The organism is Rhodoferax sp., assembly GCF_039922535.1.
Taxonomy (GTDB): domain Bacteria; phylum Pseudomonadota; class Gammaproteobacteria; order Burkholderiales; family Burkholderiaceae_C; genus Rhodoferax_B.
In genome coordinates, this window is the sequence record NZ_JBDTEM010000250.1 from 1 (window position 1) to 13,693 (window position 13,693).

The 13,693-nt window shown below is 64.1% G+C and carries 11 protein-coding genes; all 11 read right to left on the minus strand.

The window, feature by feature from the left end; all coding sequences use genetic code 11:
* Window positions 1–1,073, minus strand: a 1,073-nt coding sequence (locus ABI213_RS11485; RefSeq protein WP_348027163.1) for a UxaA family hydrolase, incomplete at its 3' end; no start/stop codon positions are given.
* 130 nt (window positions 1,074–1,203) lie between these two features.
* Complete coding sequence (locus ABI213_RS11490; protein ID WP_348027165.1) at window positions 1,204–1,920, minus strand: FCD domain-containing protein; 717 nt, start codon at window positions 1,918–1,920, stop codon at window positions 1,204–1,206.
* Between the two features lie 198 nt (window positions 1,921–2,118).
* The gene (locus tag ABI213_RS11495; protein WP_348027167.1) at window positions 2,119–3,153 is read right to left on the minus strand and encodes an imelysin family protein; all 1,035 of its coding nucleotides are present in this window, start codon (window positions 3,151–3,153) and stop codon (window positions 2,119–2,121) included.
* A 25-nt stretch (window positions 3,154–3,178) separates the two neighbouring features.
* Entirely contained in the window at window positions 3,179–4,267 is a 1,089-nt protein-coding gene (locus ABI213_RS11500) for a porin (RefSeq protein WP_348027169.1), read from the minus strand.
* A 46-nt stretch (window positions 4,268–4,313) separates the two neighbouring features.
* Window positions 4,314–5,699, minus strand: a complete 1,386-nt coding sequence (gene acpA / locus ABI213_RS11505; protein ID WP_348027171.1) for an acid phosphatase — start codon at window positions 5,697–5,699, stop codon at window positions 4,314–4,316.
* A 90-nt stretch (window positions 5,700–5,789) separates the two neighbouring features.
* Window positions 5,790–7,388, minus strand: a complete 1,599-nt coding sequence (locus ABI213_RS11510) for a histidine-type phosphatase (protein ID WP_348027173.1) — start codon at window positions 7,386–7,388, stop codon at window positions 5,790–5,792.
* Window positions 7,389–7,436: 48 nt separating this feature from the next.
* A complete protein-coding gene (locus tag ABI213_RS11515) occupies window positions 7,437–8,246 on the minus strand; it encodes an inositol monophosphatase family protein (RefSeq protein WP_348027175.1) in 810 nt (269 codons plus the stop codon).
* The gene (locus ABI213_RS11520) at window positions 8,243–9,319 is read right to left on the minus strand and encodes an ABC transporter ATP-binding protein (RefSeq protein ID WP_348027177.1); all 1,077 of its coding nucleotides are present in this window, start codon (window positions 9,317–9,319) and stop codon (window positions 8,243–8,245) included. The genes ABI213_RS11515 and ABI213_RS11520 overlap by 4 nt, the downstream gene beginning before the upstream one ends.
* Window positions 9,316–11,487: an iron ABC transporter permease gene (locus ABI213_RS11525; protein ID WP_348027179.1), complete on the minus strand. Its 2,172-nt coding sequence runs from the start codon at window positions 11,485–11,487 to the stop codon at window positions 9,316–9,318. Before ABI213_RS11525 ends, ABI213_RS11520 begins: the two co-directional genes overlap by 4 nt.
* A 36-nt stretch (window positions 11,488–11,523) precedes the next feature.
* On the minus strand, window positions 11,524–12,549 hold the full coding sequence (locus ABI213_RS11530; RefSeq protein ID WP_348027181.1) for an ABC transporter substrate-binding protein: 1,026 nt from the start codon (window positions 12,547–12,549) through the stop codon (window positions 11,524–11,526).
* Between the two features lie 106 nt (window positions 12,550–12,655).
* On the minus strand, window positions 12,656–13,684 hold the full coding sequence (locus ABI213_RS11535; protein ID WP_348027183.1) for a LacI family DNA-binding transcriptional regulator: 1,029 nt from the start codon (window positions 13,682–13,684) through the stop codon (window positions 12,656–12,658).
* Window positions 13,685–13,693: the final 9 nt, after the last annotated feature.

Below are 13,693 nucleotides of genomic sequence, written 5' to 3' on the forward strand. Positions count from 1 at the left end.
ATTTCGCAAATCATGGCCTCGGCCACTGCCGGCGTGCTGGCCCGCGCCGTCAACTGGTCAATGCCATCGCGCACTTCAGTGTTTTCCGAGAACATCACACTGGCACCAGCGCGCACTAACAGGTCGGTGCAAAAGCCGACCGCGGGGTTGGCGGTAACCCCCGAAAAAGCGTCGCTGCCGCCGCACTGCACGCCCACCACCAGTTCGCTGGCGGGTACGGTCTCACGCTGGCGGGCGTTCAGGCGTTCCAGGTGTTCCTCGGCCTGGCGCATGATGGATTCGACCATGGACATAAAACCCACGTGGGCATCGTCTTGCAGGCACACCACATCGAGTTTGGTCTCGGCTGTGGTGCCGACATCGGCCACGTTGCGTCCGTCGATCAGAGGAATGGTGCCGGGCGGCATCAGGCGCTCGGGTTGCAGCTTTTCGCAGCCCAGGCTGACCACCATCACCTCGCCGCCAAAGTTGGGGTTCAGGCTGATGTTGCGCAGGGTGCGGATGGGGATTTCGGCGCCCGGCGCGTCGATGGCCACGCCGCAGCCGTAGCTGTGCTCCAGCGCCACCACGTCATCCACATTGGGAAAGCGGTGCAACAGCTCGGCCTTGATGCGTTGCACCGCAAAGTCTGTGACCCCGGCCACGCACTGCACGGTCTGGGTGATGGCCAAAATATTGCGCGTGCCCACCGAGCCGTCAGCGTTGCGGTAGCCCTCGAAGGTGTAGCCCTCCAGCGGGGGCTGCACTTCGGCCTGCACGGTGGCCATGGGTAAATCGGTCAGCCCGCGCGCATCCGGCATCGCCAGCAGGCGCTCGTGTACCCAGCTGCCCGCAGGAATGTCTTTCAGGGCGTAGCCGATGGGGATGCCGTAGCGCAGCACCGGACACAAGGCGGGTAGATCGACCAGCGCCACCTTGTGGCCTTGCGGCACTTTGTCTAACAACACCAGGCCGCTGGGCAGCATCGTGCCTGCGGCCAAGCCGCCGTCGTTGGCCACGATGGCGACGTTGTCGCGCACGTGCATGCGGATGGTGTGGGGCGGGCGGGCCAGAACGGCGGGGGCTTCGGACATCGTGGTTTCCTTGCAGGAATGTTTGACCAAGATTATCTGACAACTTTAAAAGTTGTCAAGCAAACTAAAGGCGCGCCGACTTGCACGGACCTGGGCGCAGAGCAGCCCAAGCCATGGAAGTTGTTGCACGTTAACGCAAAGGCGTGCTTTCGAAAATCCGCCGTTTGGCGTTCAGGATGTGGCTGCGGATGGCCTCTGCCGCCTCGGCGGGCGCACGGCGCGCGATGGCATCCAGGATAGCCTGGTGCTCGGCCTGGGTGGCGCGCACGCGGGTCGGGCTCTTTTTGTCGGTGACATTGCGGGCCAGCTCGATGAATTGCCGGATCGGGGCCACGCTGGTGTCTATGGTGGCCACAAAAAACGGGTTGTGCGAGGCGCGGGCGATGGCCAGGTGGAAGCGTACGTCTTCCTCGGCCCCGGAGTGGCCCGCCTCCATGGCGGTGTTCAGCGCGTCAAATGCGGCGTGCAGGGCTTCTAGGTCGTCCGCGTCGCGGAACTCGGCGGCCCCGGCGGCGGCCCCCATTTCAATGCAGCTGCGAAACGCGTAATAGCGCTCGATGTCGGCCAGGTTTTTGATCGGCGTGGTCACCACGACCGGGGTGCCCGGCGCGCGGATGACGGTGCTGCCCGCGCCGCGCCTGGAGTCGATGATGCCGTCCGAACGCAGCCGCGCCAGCGCCTCGCGTACCGTGGGCCGCGACACGCCAAACTGGGCGCTCAGCGCTCCCTCGGTCGGCAGCTTGTTGTGCGGCGCAAAGTCGCCCCGCAGGATGGACTCGACCACGCGGGCGTAGATGCGGTCCGGCAGGGAGCCGACACCGTCGTTTTGCAGCAGAGTGGGGGTCATGGACGTGCGGGTGGGGGTGGTACTGCTGTGGATTGTGACAGGTGTGGTTAAGTTGTAAGACATGAGCGCAGTACCCTCCTAAATCCCAGGTTTAGGTGTGCACCAAAAAAACCAGTCAAATTGGCATCCAGCGCAGATAGTGCCTGCGCTGGCAGCTACGTCTTCAATAGCAATGACCGTGCGACCCTTCGATGCGGTTCAATCCCCGTCTTCGTCAAAAAAGCTGACGGTGAAATGCAGTGCGGGACCCATGTCTTTTTCGCTGAAGTGCTGCAGATCTTTCAAGGCGACGATCAGCTGGCGCAAGGGCCCGCTGGCGGCGGTCGGGTCGCGGCTGGCCAGCAGGCGGTCCATGGCGTGGTCCACTTCGGTCACGGCTTGTTGCAGCAGCGCGGCCTGCGCAGCGTGGTTCTGCGCCAAAAGGTAGGCGTGTAAGGACGTGCTATCGGTGGCGGAGGAGCCGACAGCCAGGCTGCGCAAGGCCTGCCAGTGGATAGCCCAGGCCTGGGCTGCGTGGCCGCTGGCGCTGCGGTTGAAGCTGGCGAGCCGCCCGGCGTTGAGTTTTTGCAAGGTGCGGTCAATATCCTCGCGCCACAGCTTTTGCAAGGCACCGTTCCACAGGTTCAAGAACTCGTACATCGCGTACTCGGCCTCTTGGTCGTCCCACCCGGCTTGCAGGGCGGCGGCATAGGCACTTTGCAGGGCCTGGGCTTCGGCCAGGATGTCGGTGCCCAGCTGTTCTGCGTAGTGGCAAGTGGGCGTGTGGGGGCGCAGTTTGCCGGGCCACAGCAGCCACTCCAGCGCAGGCAGGCCCTTGGCCGGTGCGCCGATGGCTTCCAGCGTGGTCGCGCCGGGCGACACCGTGCGCACCGCCTCGGCAATGGCTTCGGGCCGGGTTGGCATGAAGTCCAGGCTGCGCGGCGAGCGGCGCGCCAGCAGGGCACCGCCGCGTACGGCCGAGAAGCGCTCCCACGCCGCCACGGTGCGCAGCCACTGCTGCTGGGCGCGGGCCAGTGCCTCGGCCTCGGTGGCCGCGTCGGCGGCGCATAGCTGTTGCAGCGGACCTGCCAAAGCCTGGCTTTGCGCGGCAAAGTCGTCGGCCCCCGGCAGGTACCACTGGGCGTAGACCCCGCGCACGAAGCGGGCGTAGGCATCAAACGGCTGGTCGGCGGGTGCCGCCCAGGCCGGGGCGGTGCAGCCCAGGGCTGTCCAGAGCAACAGGGTGCGCAGCATGGGGGCTCCTACTGAGACAGTGCGGTTAGAACTTGTGGCGCAGGGCGACTTCGTAGCCGGTACCGTTGCGGCTACTGGCTTCGGCACCGGTCTTGGCGAAGGTTTTCATACGCTCTTGGGCCAGGGAGACGGCCACCAGCGTGCGTTTGCTGAAGCTGTACTGGTAGCCCAGGCCCAGGCGCACGCTGTCTTTGTCGCTGGAATGGTCGTTGGTGGTCTTGATCTGGTCGCCGTCGATCCACCGCAGCGAGGCCAGCAGCCGGTGCTGCCCCAGCGGCACGATGGTGCCCAGGGTCAGCACCCGTTCGGCTCCGGTGTCGGCCAGGTTCAGCTTGGACGAGCGCGCATACAGGCCGAGCAGCTTGAAGCGCGTGAAGTCGTACGAGCCCGCCAGGGTGACGGTGGTGCGGGCATCGTCACCGGCTTTGTCGGGGGAACCATCGATGTAGCTTTCCCGCTGGTACGAGCTGCTGAGCGACAGCGGGCCCTGGTCGTACAGCGCCACCAGGCCGTAGGCGCGGGTGTGCACGCCTTCGCCGGGGGCGGCTCCGACGCCCAGCTTCACACCGCTCCAGCGCGGGGTGGCGTAGTAGATGGCGTTGTTCCATTTCTGGAACACGCGGGCGGTGCGGCTGCCGTTGGCGGCCAGGCTGTCGCCGTCAAAGGCTTCAAAGCGGCTGGCATTGGCTTCGTCGGCCGGGCTGGACTGTTTGCCCAGGGTGATGCTGCCCAGCTTGTGGCTTTGCAGGCCGACGTAGGCGTACTGTTTGAAGAGCTGGCCGGTGGCGTTCTTGTCGGTTTGCACCACGCCGGTGTCGGCATCGAAGCGTGACTCCAGGCGGAACACCGCGGCCAGGCCGCCCCCCAGGTCTTCCTTGCCGATGAAGCCAAAGCGCCCGGCCGAGCTGTTGCCCACGCTCCACTGGCGGTCGTCGCTTTTGGACAGGTCGGTGGGTGTGTTGCGCAGGCCCACATCGACCCGGCCGTAGAGCGTGTAGCTGGATTTTTCGTCGGAGGTCTCGGCAAAGCCGGTCGTGCCCAGCAAGGTCAGGCCGACGGCGGACAGGGTGCGCAGATGGGCGCGGCGGGGAAAGCGGGGGAAGGGATGGCGCATGGTTGTCTCCTCGTTGTTGTTAGAAATACAGGGTCAGGGAAAAGGGTTAGAACTTCAGGGCCCGTGCCAGGCTGGTGGCCTTGGCATCGCGGCTGCCTAGCGGGGCCAGGCCAAACCGGTCTTCGATCAGCTTGAGGATGGAGACGGTTTCGTATTGGGTGTGGTCGATATGGCCGCCTTCGCTGAACGGCGAAACGATGATGGCGGGAATGCGCGAGCCGGGGCCCCAGCGGTCGCCCTTGGGCGGTGCGGCGTGGTCCCAGAAGCCGCCGTTTTCGTCGGTGGTGACGATCACCACGGTGTTTTTCCACTGCGGACCGGCCATGACCGCGTTGACGATCTCGGTGGCTTCGGCATCGCCTGCGGCGACGCTGCCGCGACCGGGGTGCATGTTCATGCCGCCCGTGGGTTTGTAGAACGCCACCGGGGGCAGGGTGCCGCCGCGCACATCGGCCATGAAGTCTTCGCGGTCCTTCAGGTGGGCTTTGCGCTCGGCTTCGCTGTCGATGAAGCGCTTGAAGGCAATCAGCGGCTGGTGGTGGTACGAAAAGCTGGCCACGCCTTTGCCGGTCTTGGTCGCGGCGACGGCGCGGTTGAAGTCCTGGCCGTAGTAGGCCCAGGGGATGCCTTTGTCGCTGAGCCGGTCGCCAATCGTGGGGGCGGTTTGCGGCGGCAGCAACGCCTGCTTTTTGGTGGGGTCGTACAGCCAGGTACTTTGCATGGTGTTGACGGCATAGCCGTCTTGCGTCACATAGGCTTCGGGCTCGTCTGGTTCCGATGAGCGGCCCTGGGCATCCAGCGCGACGATGTTCTTCGGTGCGTTTTCAAATACCGGGGTGCAGGCGCAGACCAGCCAGAAGTGGTTCAGGAACGAGCCGCCAAAAGCCGACTGGAAGAAGTTGTCGGCCAGGGTGAAACGCTGCGCCAGTTTCCACAGGCCGAGCGAGCTGCCGTCGTAGGTGCCCATCAGCAGGCCGCCGCTGTTGCCGTCGGCCACGAAGCGGTCGTTGCGCCCGCCGTTAATCTGGCGCTGGTTGGCCCAGAAAGCGTGGATCGGGCTGAACATGGTGTCGCTCAGGCCAACCTGGGGGTCCAGGCGGAATGGCCCGTTCGGGATAGGGGCGCTCAGGCGTGCATCGGGCTTGCCAGACTTGTCGGCAATGGGCTGCGGCAGGACGGCGTAGGGCTGGTTGTTCGCATCCAGTTGGACCACGCCCTGTCCCAGGGCGCGGGCGTTGGCCACGCCGTTGGCACCGGGGTACAGGCCAAACAGGTGGTCGAAACTGCGGTTCTCCAGGTAGACCACCACGATCTGGCCGATTTTGGTGAGCTGGGGATCGGGCGTTTGGGCTTGCAGCGTGGGTTTGGATGTACTGCAAGCCGACAGCAGCAGCACGGCCGCAAGGGCGATGGGGTTTAAAGGAAGGCGCATCAAAGTCTCCTGTGTTGTAGGAAAAAAACCGGAACGCACACGTGTGCAACGCGGTGTAAAAAAAGGGGCGTGGTGGCCCCTCGGGTCGGCTTACAGGCTGGTGTGCCCGTAGCAGGTCTTCAATTTGGCGTAGTCGTAGTAGTGGCTACCCGTCGCAAAACGTGCGCTGTCGCACGCGGCCTTGAAGTCGGTTTCTTTCTCGTTGTAGAGCATCTTGACCAGCACGCTACCGCTGCTGTTTTTGACCACGTCCCACTGCATATTGGCCGCCATGGGGGCGACGTAGTCGCCGCGCCAGGGGTTGTTGGCGTAGCTGTACAGCGTGGCCAGGGGCTGCTGTTGCAGCACGTTTTTCAAGCCCATCTTGGAGGCGAAGGGGATCACGATTTCGGCATGCGCAAAGCGCAACTTGGCCACGTGGCCGAGGTTGCCTTTGGCGATGGCATCGACTTCGGTGAAGAAGTCGTCTTCCAGGATTTGCGCCATCTTCCAGGTGACGCTGCCTTTTTCGGTAATGCCGGGACCCATCTTGTAGAAGTCGCTGGCATCCTGGGTAAAGGCAAAGTACTGGGCCTGGGCCAGCGGCATGTAGCCAGAGAAGTCGACGTTGGCCTCGCTTTTCATGGCCGGGGCAATTACGTACAGCTCGTACAGCAGAGAGGCGGCTTCGCCCAGGTTGGTGATGCCGGTTTTACCGTCGCCCGCCAGGGTGCTGGTGAACTTGCCGTCGTCGCTGGTGTAGGTGAAGCTGCCGGTGTTGGCAAAGCTGTAGGTGCCCGCCTCGATCTTGTCCACAAAGGCTTTGGTGAACAGCCGCTCCAGCACCGTGCGCCCGGCGGTTTTGGCTGCGGGGTCGGCCAGGATGGCGGCCTGCTTGGCGGCCAGGTCGCTGTCCTTGAGCCAGTTCTGGAAGGCCTGGCTGTCCTGGTAGGTCTGGTACAGCGGGTCGGCCGGGTTGGTGACCAGGTCGGTGGCGGCCACCAGTTTATGGAAGTACAGCAGGAAATGGTTGGTGCCTGCGGGTTGGGCTACCGGCGCGGCGGCGGGATAGGGTGCGGGTGCTGCCGGGTAGTTCACCAGACTGGTCAGGTTGGTTTGCGCCGCCAGCAGCGACTTGACGAAGAAGGCCCCGCTGTCCACCGCGCGGTCCACCCCCGAAGTCACCACCACGATCTGGCGGGGGCTGCTGCTGGCGGCGGCACCGGCCTGGGTGAACAGCGCCGCATTGCGGCTCAGCATGCGTTGGGCGAGTTGTGTGTGTTCGGCAATGCCGACCTGGGTTTCGTTGCCGTAGCCGGGTTTGCTGATGCCTGCCACGTTGTAGCCTAGCAAAAAGTTGGCCTTCATGATCTTCAGCACGTCCGGGCCGAGCTGGGCACCAAGGGTGGTGAGGGCACCGTCGTCCGAGGCCTTTTTCCACATGTTGTAGACGGCCAGGTCGTACTTCAGGCTGGACAGGCCACGCGAGCCATGGCGTGCCATGAGCTGGGTGTAGACCGTGCTGTAGCCGCTGGGCGGTGCTTCGTAGGTGGCGGCACTTTGCTGCGGGCTGTACGGGGTTTTGGTTTGGTAGTACAGGTTGGGGCTGGCGCTGGGTGCGTCATCGCCCCCGCCGCAACCCGCCAGGGTGAGGGCAATGCTGCCCAGGATGTAGGCGAACGGGCGTTGGAATGTGGAAATGCGGGCCATGGATGTATCTTGAGGTGGGGTTGGAGGGGGCAATCTAGCGATGGGGCGTTACGGCGTGATGACGGGGTCGATCAGCGCCAGCAGTGGCCTATACATACGGGCACCGGCGGCGATGATGGGATTGCCGTCGTGCAGGCCGTTGTGGGCCAGGAAGTCGTTGACCTGGCCCCCGGCCTCAATCACCAGCACGATGGCCGCCAGGCAGTCCCAGGAATTGATGTGCGGCTCGTAGTAGCCGATGAGCCTACCGGCGGCCACGTACGCCAGCATCAGCGCACCCGAACCGTTGCGGATGAACATGCCGCCGCCCGACAGCACCCGGTCCAGGAACGGCACAAAGGCGCTGACCGGCACCCGGTGCGAGAAGCCCACACCCAGCACCCCTTCGGTGATGCTGCTGGCGCTGTGGGCCTGCATTGGTAACTGGTTCACAAACGCGCCCTGGCCTGCGCAAGCGTGGAACATCTCGTCGCTGTTGGGGTCAAACACCACGCCAATCACCGGCTTGCCTGCATGCATGACGGCGATGGACAGGCACCAGGCGTGCATGCCGTTGACGAAACAGGCGGTGCCGTCGATCGGGTCTATCACCCACAGGTAATCTGCATCGGGGTGGTCGAGTCCGCCTTCTTCGCCCAGAAAGCCGTCGTCGGCAAAATGCGCCAGTACCTGGGCGCGGATGTAGAGCTCGGTGTCCTTGTCCGCAGCGCTAACCATGTCCTGCAGCCCTTTGGACTCGATCACCAATTGGTCGCGTTTGCGAAACCATTCCAGGGCCTGTAGTCCCGCCTGGCGGGCGATGGTCTGCGCCAAGGTGTAGCGCGCAGCGATTCCTCCGGCCATTCCCTCGGCGCTCATGCCCGGCCTCCCACGATGCACACGCCGTGCTTGGCAAAGCCGATGCCCACAGAAGAGCCGACGGCCAGCGGTTGCTGTACGTCGGTCTGGCGCACAAACAATTCACCCAGTGGCGACTCCACCGCGTACTGCATCTCTGTGCCTAAAAAAGCCGCGTGGCGTACCTGGCCGACCAGGATGTGCTGGCTGTTGGCCGGTGCCAGGTGGACGGCATCGGGCCGTACCGCAATGCGGATCTCGCCCCGGTAGGCGCGGGGGTTTGCCAGCTGCACGGCCAGGCCACCGACCAGACAGTCGGCGTGGCCCGCAGCAACCTGGCCGAGGATCTCGCCGGTGACGCGGTTCGCGTCGCAGATGAAGTCGGCCACGAACTCGTCGGCGGGGGTGTCAAAGAGTTCGCGTGGCGTGCCCTGCTGGGCGATGCGCTGGTGGTTCATGACGATGATCTGGTCGGAGACAGCCAGGGCTTCTTCCTGGTCGTGGGTGACGTACACGGCGGTGAGTTGCAGGCGCTGCTGGATCTCGCGGATTTCTTCGCGCACCCGGCGGCGCAGCTTGGTGTCCAGATTCGACAGGGGCTCATCCAACAACAGTACCTGGGGCTTGAGCACCAAAGCCCGGGCTACGGCGACGCGCTGCTGCTGGCCGCCGGAGAGTTCGCTGGGCAGGCGTGGGCCGTAGTCGTTCAGGCCGACGAGGCGCAGGCCTTCCAAGGCCTGTTCACGCGCATCGGCCTTGCGGGCACCGCCGACTTCCAGGCCGTAGGCCACGTTTTCCAGCACCGTCATGTGCGGGAACAGCGCGTACGACTGGAACACCATGCTGACGTTGCGTTCGATGGCCGACTGCTGGGTGACATCTTGGCCGCCGATGAAGATACGGCCCTGGCTCACATGCTCCAGGCCAGCGATGAGGCGCAGCGTTGAGGTTTTGCCGCAGCCGCTGGGGCCAAGCAAGGTGACCAGGGTGCCTTGCGGAATGCTGAAGGACACGTCGTTGACGGCAAGCACCTTGCCGTATTGTTTGGTGACGCGCTCAAAGACCAGCGCGCCCTGCGTTGTTGCCACACTCATGATTCAACCTTTAAGGAATAGACAGGGGCCGGGGCGGAGCCCTCAACCCGTTCGACCCGGCGCAACCGCCGTTTGCCGACCAAAGTTTGTGCCGCCAGCACGATGACCAGCATCACCACGATCAAGGCGCTGGAGTAGGCGATGGCGATGCCGTACTGGCCGTTCTCCACCAGCCCGACGATGTAGGCCGTGGCCATGTTGTATTTCGCGCTGACCAAGAACACCACGGCGCTGATCGAGGTGATGGAGCGCACAAAGCTGTACACCAGCGCGGCGCTCAGCGCGGGGCGCATCAGCGGCAGGATCACCCGCCGCGCGGTGGTGAAGCTGTTGGCACCGAGCATGGTGGAGGCTTCGTCCAGGCTGCGGTCCAGCTGGCTCATGGCCGCCATACCGCCGCGCAGGCCCACCGGCATATTGCGGAACACAAAGCACAGCACCAGGATGGCGGCGGTGCCCGTCAGCTCAATCGGCGGCATGTTGAACGCCAGGATGTAGCTGATGCCGATCACCGTACCGGGAATGGCAAAGCTCAGCATGGTGGCGAACTCGAACGCACCCTTGCCCGCAAAGCGCTGGCGTACCAGCAGCCAGGCGGCCATCAGGCCCAAGGCGGCGGTGAGTGGCGCGGAGATACCGGCAATCATCAGGCTGGTGAACAGCGAATCCCAAGCGGTGCCGATCCAGCGCAGTCCATGGCCATCGGACTCGATGCCAAAGGCACTGGCGTAGTGGCGCAGGGTGAAGCTGTTGTCGCGGCCCCATTGGTTCACAAAGCCGCCGCCCAGAATCATGCCGTACAGCACCAGCGTGAAGCCGGTCCACAGCGTGGCGATGACCGCTAGCACGGCGGACAGACGGCGGTCCAGCCCAGCGTGCTGGCCGTTATCGGCCTTGCCCGTCACGGTGGTGTAGGACTTGTTGCCCAGCCAGTGGCGCTGCGCCATGAAGGCACTGACCGCAAACACCAGCAGGATCAGGCCCAGCCCGGCGGCGCGGCCACCGTCGTTCTGTGCACCGACAATGGCGAAGTAGATTTCGGTGGATAGCACCCCAAAATTGCCACCCAGCACCATGGGGTTGCCGAAGTCGGCCATGCTCTCGATGAAGGCCACCAGAAAGGCATTTGCCAGGCCGGGCCGCATCAGCGGTAGCGAGACGCGCCAGAAGGTGGTCCAGCGCGTGCCGCCCAGAGTTTGCGAGGCTTCTTCCACCGAGGGACTGACACCTTCCACCACACCGATCAGCACCATGAAGGCGATCGGTGTGAACGACAGCAACTGTGCCAGCCAGACTCCATAAAAGCCGTACAGGCCGCGTCCGGCGGGCACGTCGAAGGCGCTGGCCACCCAGGCCGAGACGACACCCGAGCGGCCAAACAGCAGAATCAGCGCCAGACCGATGACGAACGGGGGCGTGATGATGGGCAGCACCGTCAGCGCCCGCAGGATGCGCTTGAAGCGGAAGCCGGTACGCGTCACTACCAGCGCAAATGTCAAACCCAGGAGGGTGGAACCGGCCGCCGTACACAGCGCCAGAAACAGGGTGTTCCAGGCCACGCCGCAACCGCGGGCACCGCTGAGGCAGCCAACCGACCAGATGCGGCCATCGGCCACACGGGTCCACGCGGCCTGCAGGCTGAAGCCCGCTTCCTGCTCGAACGCACCGGCCAAGACCCGCAGCACCGGGAACATCACAAACAACCCGACCAGCGCGGCCAGCATGGCGATCACGCCACACACGAAAACATCGCCCCGGCAAGCACCCATCCAGGCTGCACCGTTGCTCAGCACAAATACCGCGCTGGCCGTGAACAGCAGTGCCCCCCAGCCCAGGCCCGGTAGCCCGGCACCTGCAGGGCCCCAGCCCAGGTAGGCCAGCCAACCCAGTGCCGCCCCTGCCAGCCCGCACAGCGCGATGCCCTGCATGCGGCGTTGCCATGGGGCCAGACTGACCAGGCCTACGGCGATGGGCCATAGCACCAGGGGCAGCAGGCCCCAGCGTTGGAACTGCAGCACCTGCCACAGTGCGGAGGCTGTGGTGTCGCTGCCGGGCCAACCCGCGGCCAGCCATTCGCCGCCAAAGAAGCCCGTTTCCTGGGCGTGCCAGGGCACGAGCACGCTGGCGACCAGGGCTAGCCATAGCCAGCCGCGTAAAGACTTATTCACAAGCCATTTCTCTCTGTTGGGTGGTGTGTCGGATGCTCAACGGGGCAGCGAGAAGATCTCGTCGTCCCAGCGTTTGAGCAGGCGTTTGCGTACGTCTTCGCTGCCGTATTTGGCAAAGTCGTAGTTGATGGTCTTGATCGATTCGAGGCGGGGTGCCTTGGGCGGGATGCTGGCCGCCTTGTTGGAGGGCACCTGGTACGAGCCCGCCTTGACCGCCAGAGATTGCACGTCGGCCCGCAGCGCAAATTCGTAGAAGCGCTTGGCCGTGGCCATGTTCTTGGCACCTTTGATTAGGCTCATCGAGCCGATTTCATAGCCCGTGCCTTCGCAGGGCGAGACGATTTCGACCGGGAAGCCGGCCACGGTTTCCTTGAGCAGATCGTGCTGGAATGTGATGCCGACAGCGGTTTCACCACGCGCCAGGGCTTTGGCGGGGGCCGAGCCACTTTTGGTGTACTGGCTCACGTTGTCGTTCATCTTTTTCATGAACGCAAAGGCTTCGTTTTCACCTTGGAGTTGCACCAGGGTGGCAATGGTGGCGTAGGCGGTGCCGGAGGAGTTTGGGTTGGGAATCTGGATCTCGCCCTTCAGGGCCGGATTCAGCAGGTCCTTCCAGCACTGCGGTGGAGCCAGCTTTTTTTGCTTGAGGAGTTCGGGGTTGTAGCCAATGCCCAGCAGACCGGCGTAAATGCCGACGGTGCGGTAGCCAGAGATTTCAGCCTGCTTTTGTGCCCAGGGCTGTAGCTTGTCCAGCAAAGGGGATTTGTAGACCTCGGTGAAACCGGCGGCCGCCGCTTGCAGGTGGGGGTCGCCCGTGCCCGCCCACCAGATGTCGGTCTTGGGGTTGCTGGCTTCGGCGCGGATTTGGGCAAAGATTTCGCCGGCGCTTTTGCGCACCATGGAGACTTCCACCTGGGTCTCTTTTTCAAACGCATTGCGCATCAGTTCGCACCAGTCGTTGTCGGCGGCGCAGAGCACGTTGAGGCGATCGGCCGCTTGGCTGGCCAAGGGCAATAGCAGCAGAGAAGATAAGAGGAGTTGTCGGGTCAGTTGGCGTTGCATGGCGTGTCTCCAGGATAGGTTGTACATTTTTTGAATTGCATTGCACACGTGTGCAATGTACGGCGAACAAAGGTAAATGCGATCTAGGGTCTTCCCTGAGATGTGTTTAGGGGCGCAAGGTGGAGCGCTCTACCAGCGCCACCGGGAGCTGCAGCATGCGGCTGGGCATGTCGGGTTCCTGCATGCGTTCGGCCAGGCAGGTGACAGCTGCTTCGGCCAATGCGTCCACGTCCTGGCGCAGGGTGGAGAGCGCGTAGGCGGACAGGCCCGCCATCGGAATGTCATCGAAACCGATGACCTGGAAATCTTCTGGTACGCGCAAGCCAAAATGTCGGCGCGCGCCATCCACCAGGCCGCAGGCCAGCACGTCGTTGGCGCAAAACACCCCGTCCGGCCGGGCTTGCGTATCGGCCAGCAAGGCATGTGCGGCTTCGAAGCCGCCCGCATACGTGGCCGTCGCCGCTTCCATTCGGCGCAGGACAACTTCGCCCCGCCGGACGGCCGCTGCCAGCGTTTGCACAAATCCTTCGCCGCGTACGCTGGCGCTGTAGGTTGCGGTGGCCGAGCTGAGGAACACCAGGGTGCGTGCCCCTTTGGCGAGCAGCGCACGTGCGGCCATCGCACCCCCTTCAAAATGGTCACTGTTGACCACATCCACGCCTTCCAGGTCGGGTGCGCGGTTGACCATGGCCACGGGAACCCGCAGGCGCAAATACTCTTTGGCCAGCTGGATGGGCGGCGTGCCCGAGGTCAATATGACCCCGGCAATCCGGTACTGCAACAGGTGCCGCAAAGACTTGGCCAGTTGTGCCGGTTCACTGGCATCCATCAACAGCGGTGCCAGTGAGCGCAAGGCCAGATGGTGGGTGATGGGCCCGAGCAGGCTCTGCAGGAACGGGTCATCAAAGCCTTTGACGACCACCCCCACCAGGTTGCTTTGGCGCTGGATCATGCTGCGCGCCAGGATGTTTACCTGGTAGCCCAACGCCTCGGCGGCGCGCTGTACTTTTTCGCGGGTTTCCGGGGACACGCTGGCACCTTCGGTAAAGGTGCGCGAAACGGCCGAGCGAGACACCCCGGCCTTGCGCGCGACGTCGGCAGCGGTAATCCAACCGGAAGGGTTCTCTGTGGTCATGGTAGCCAG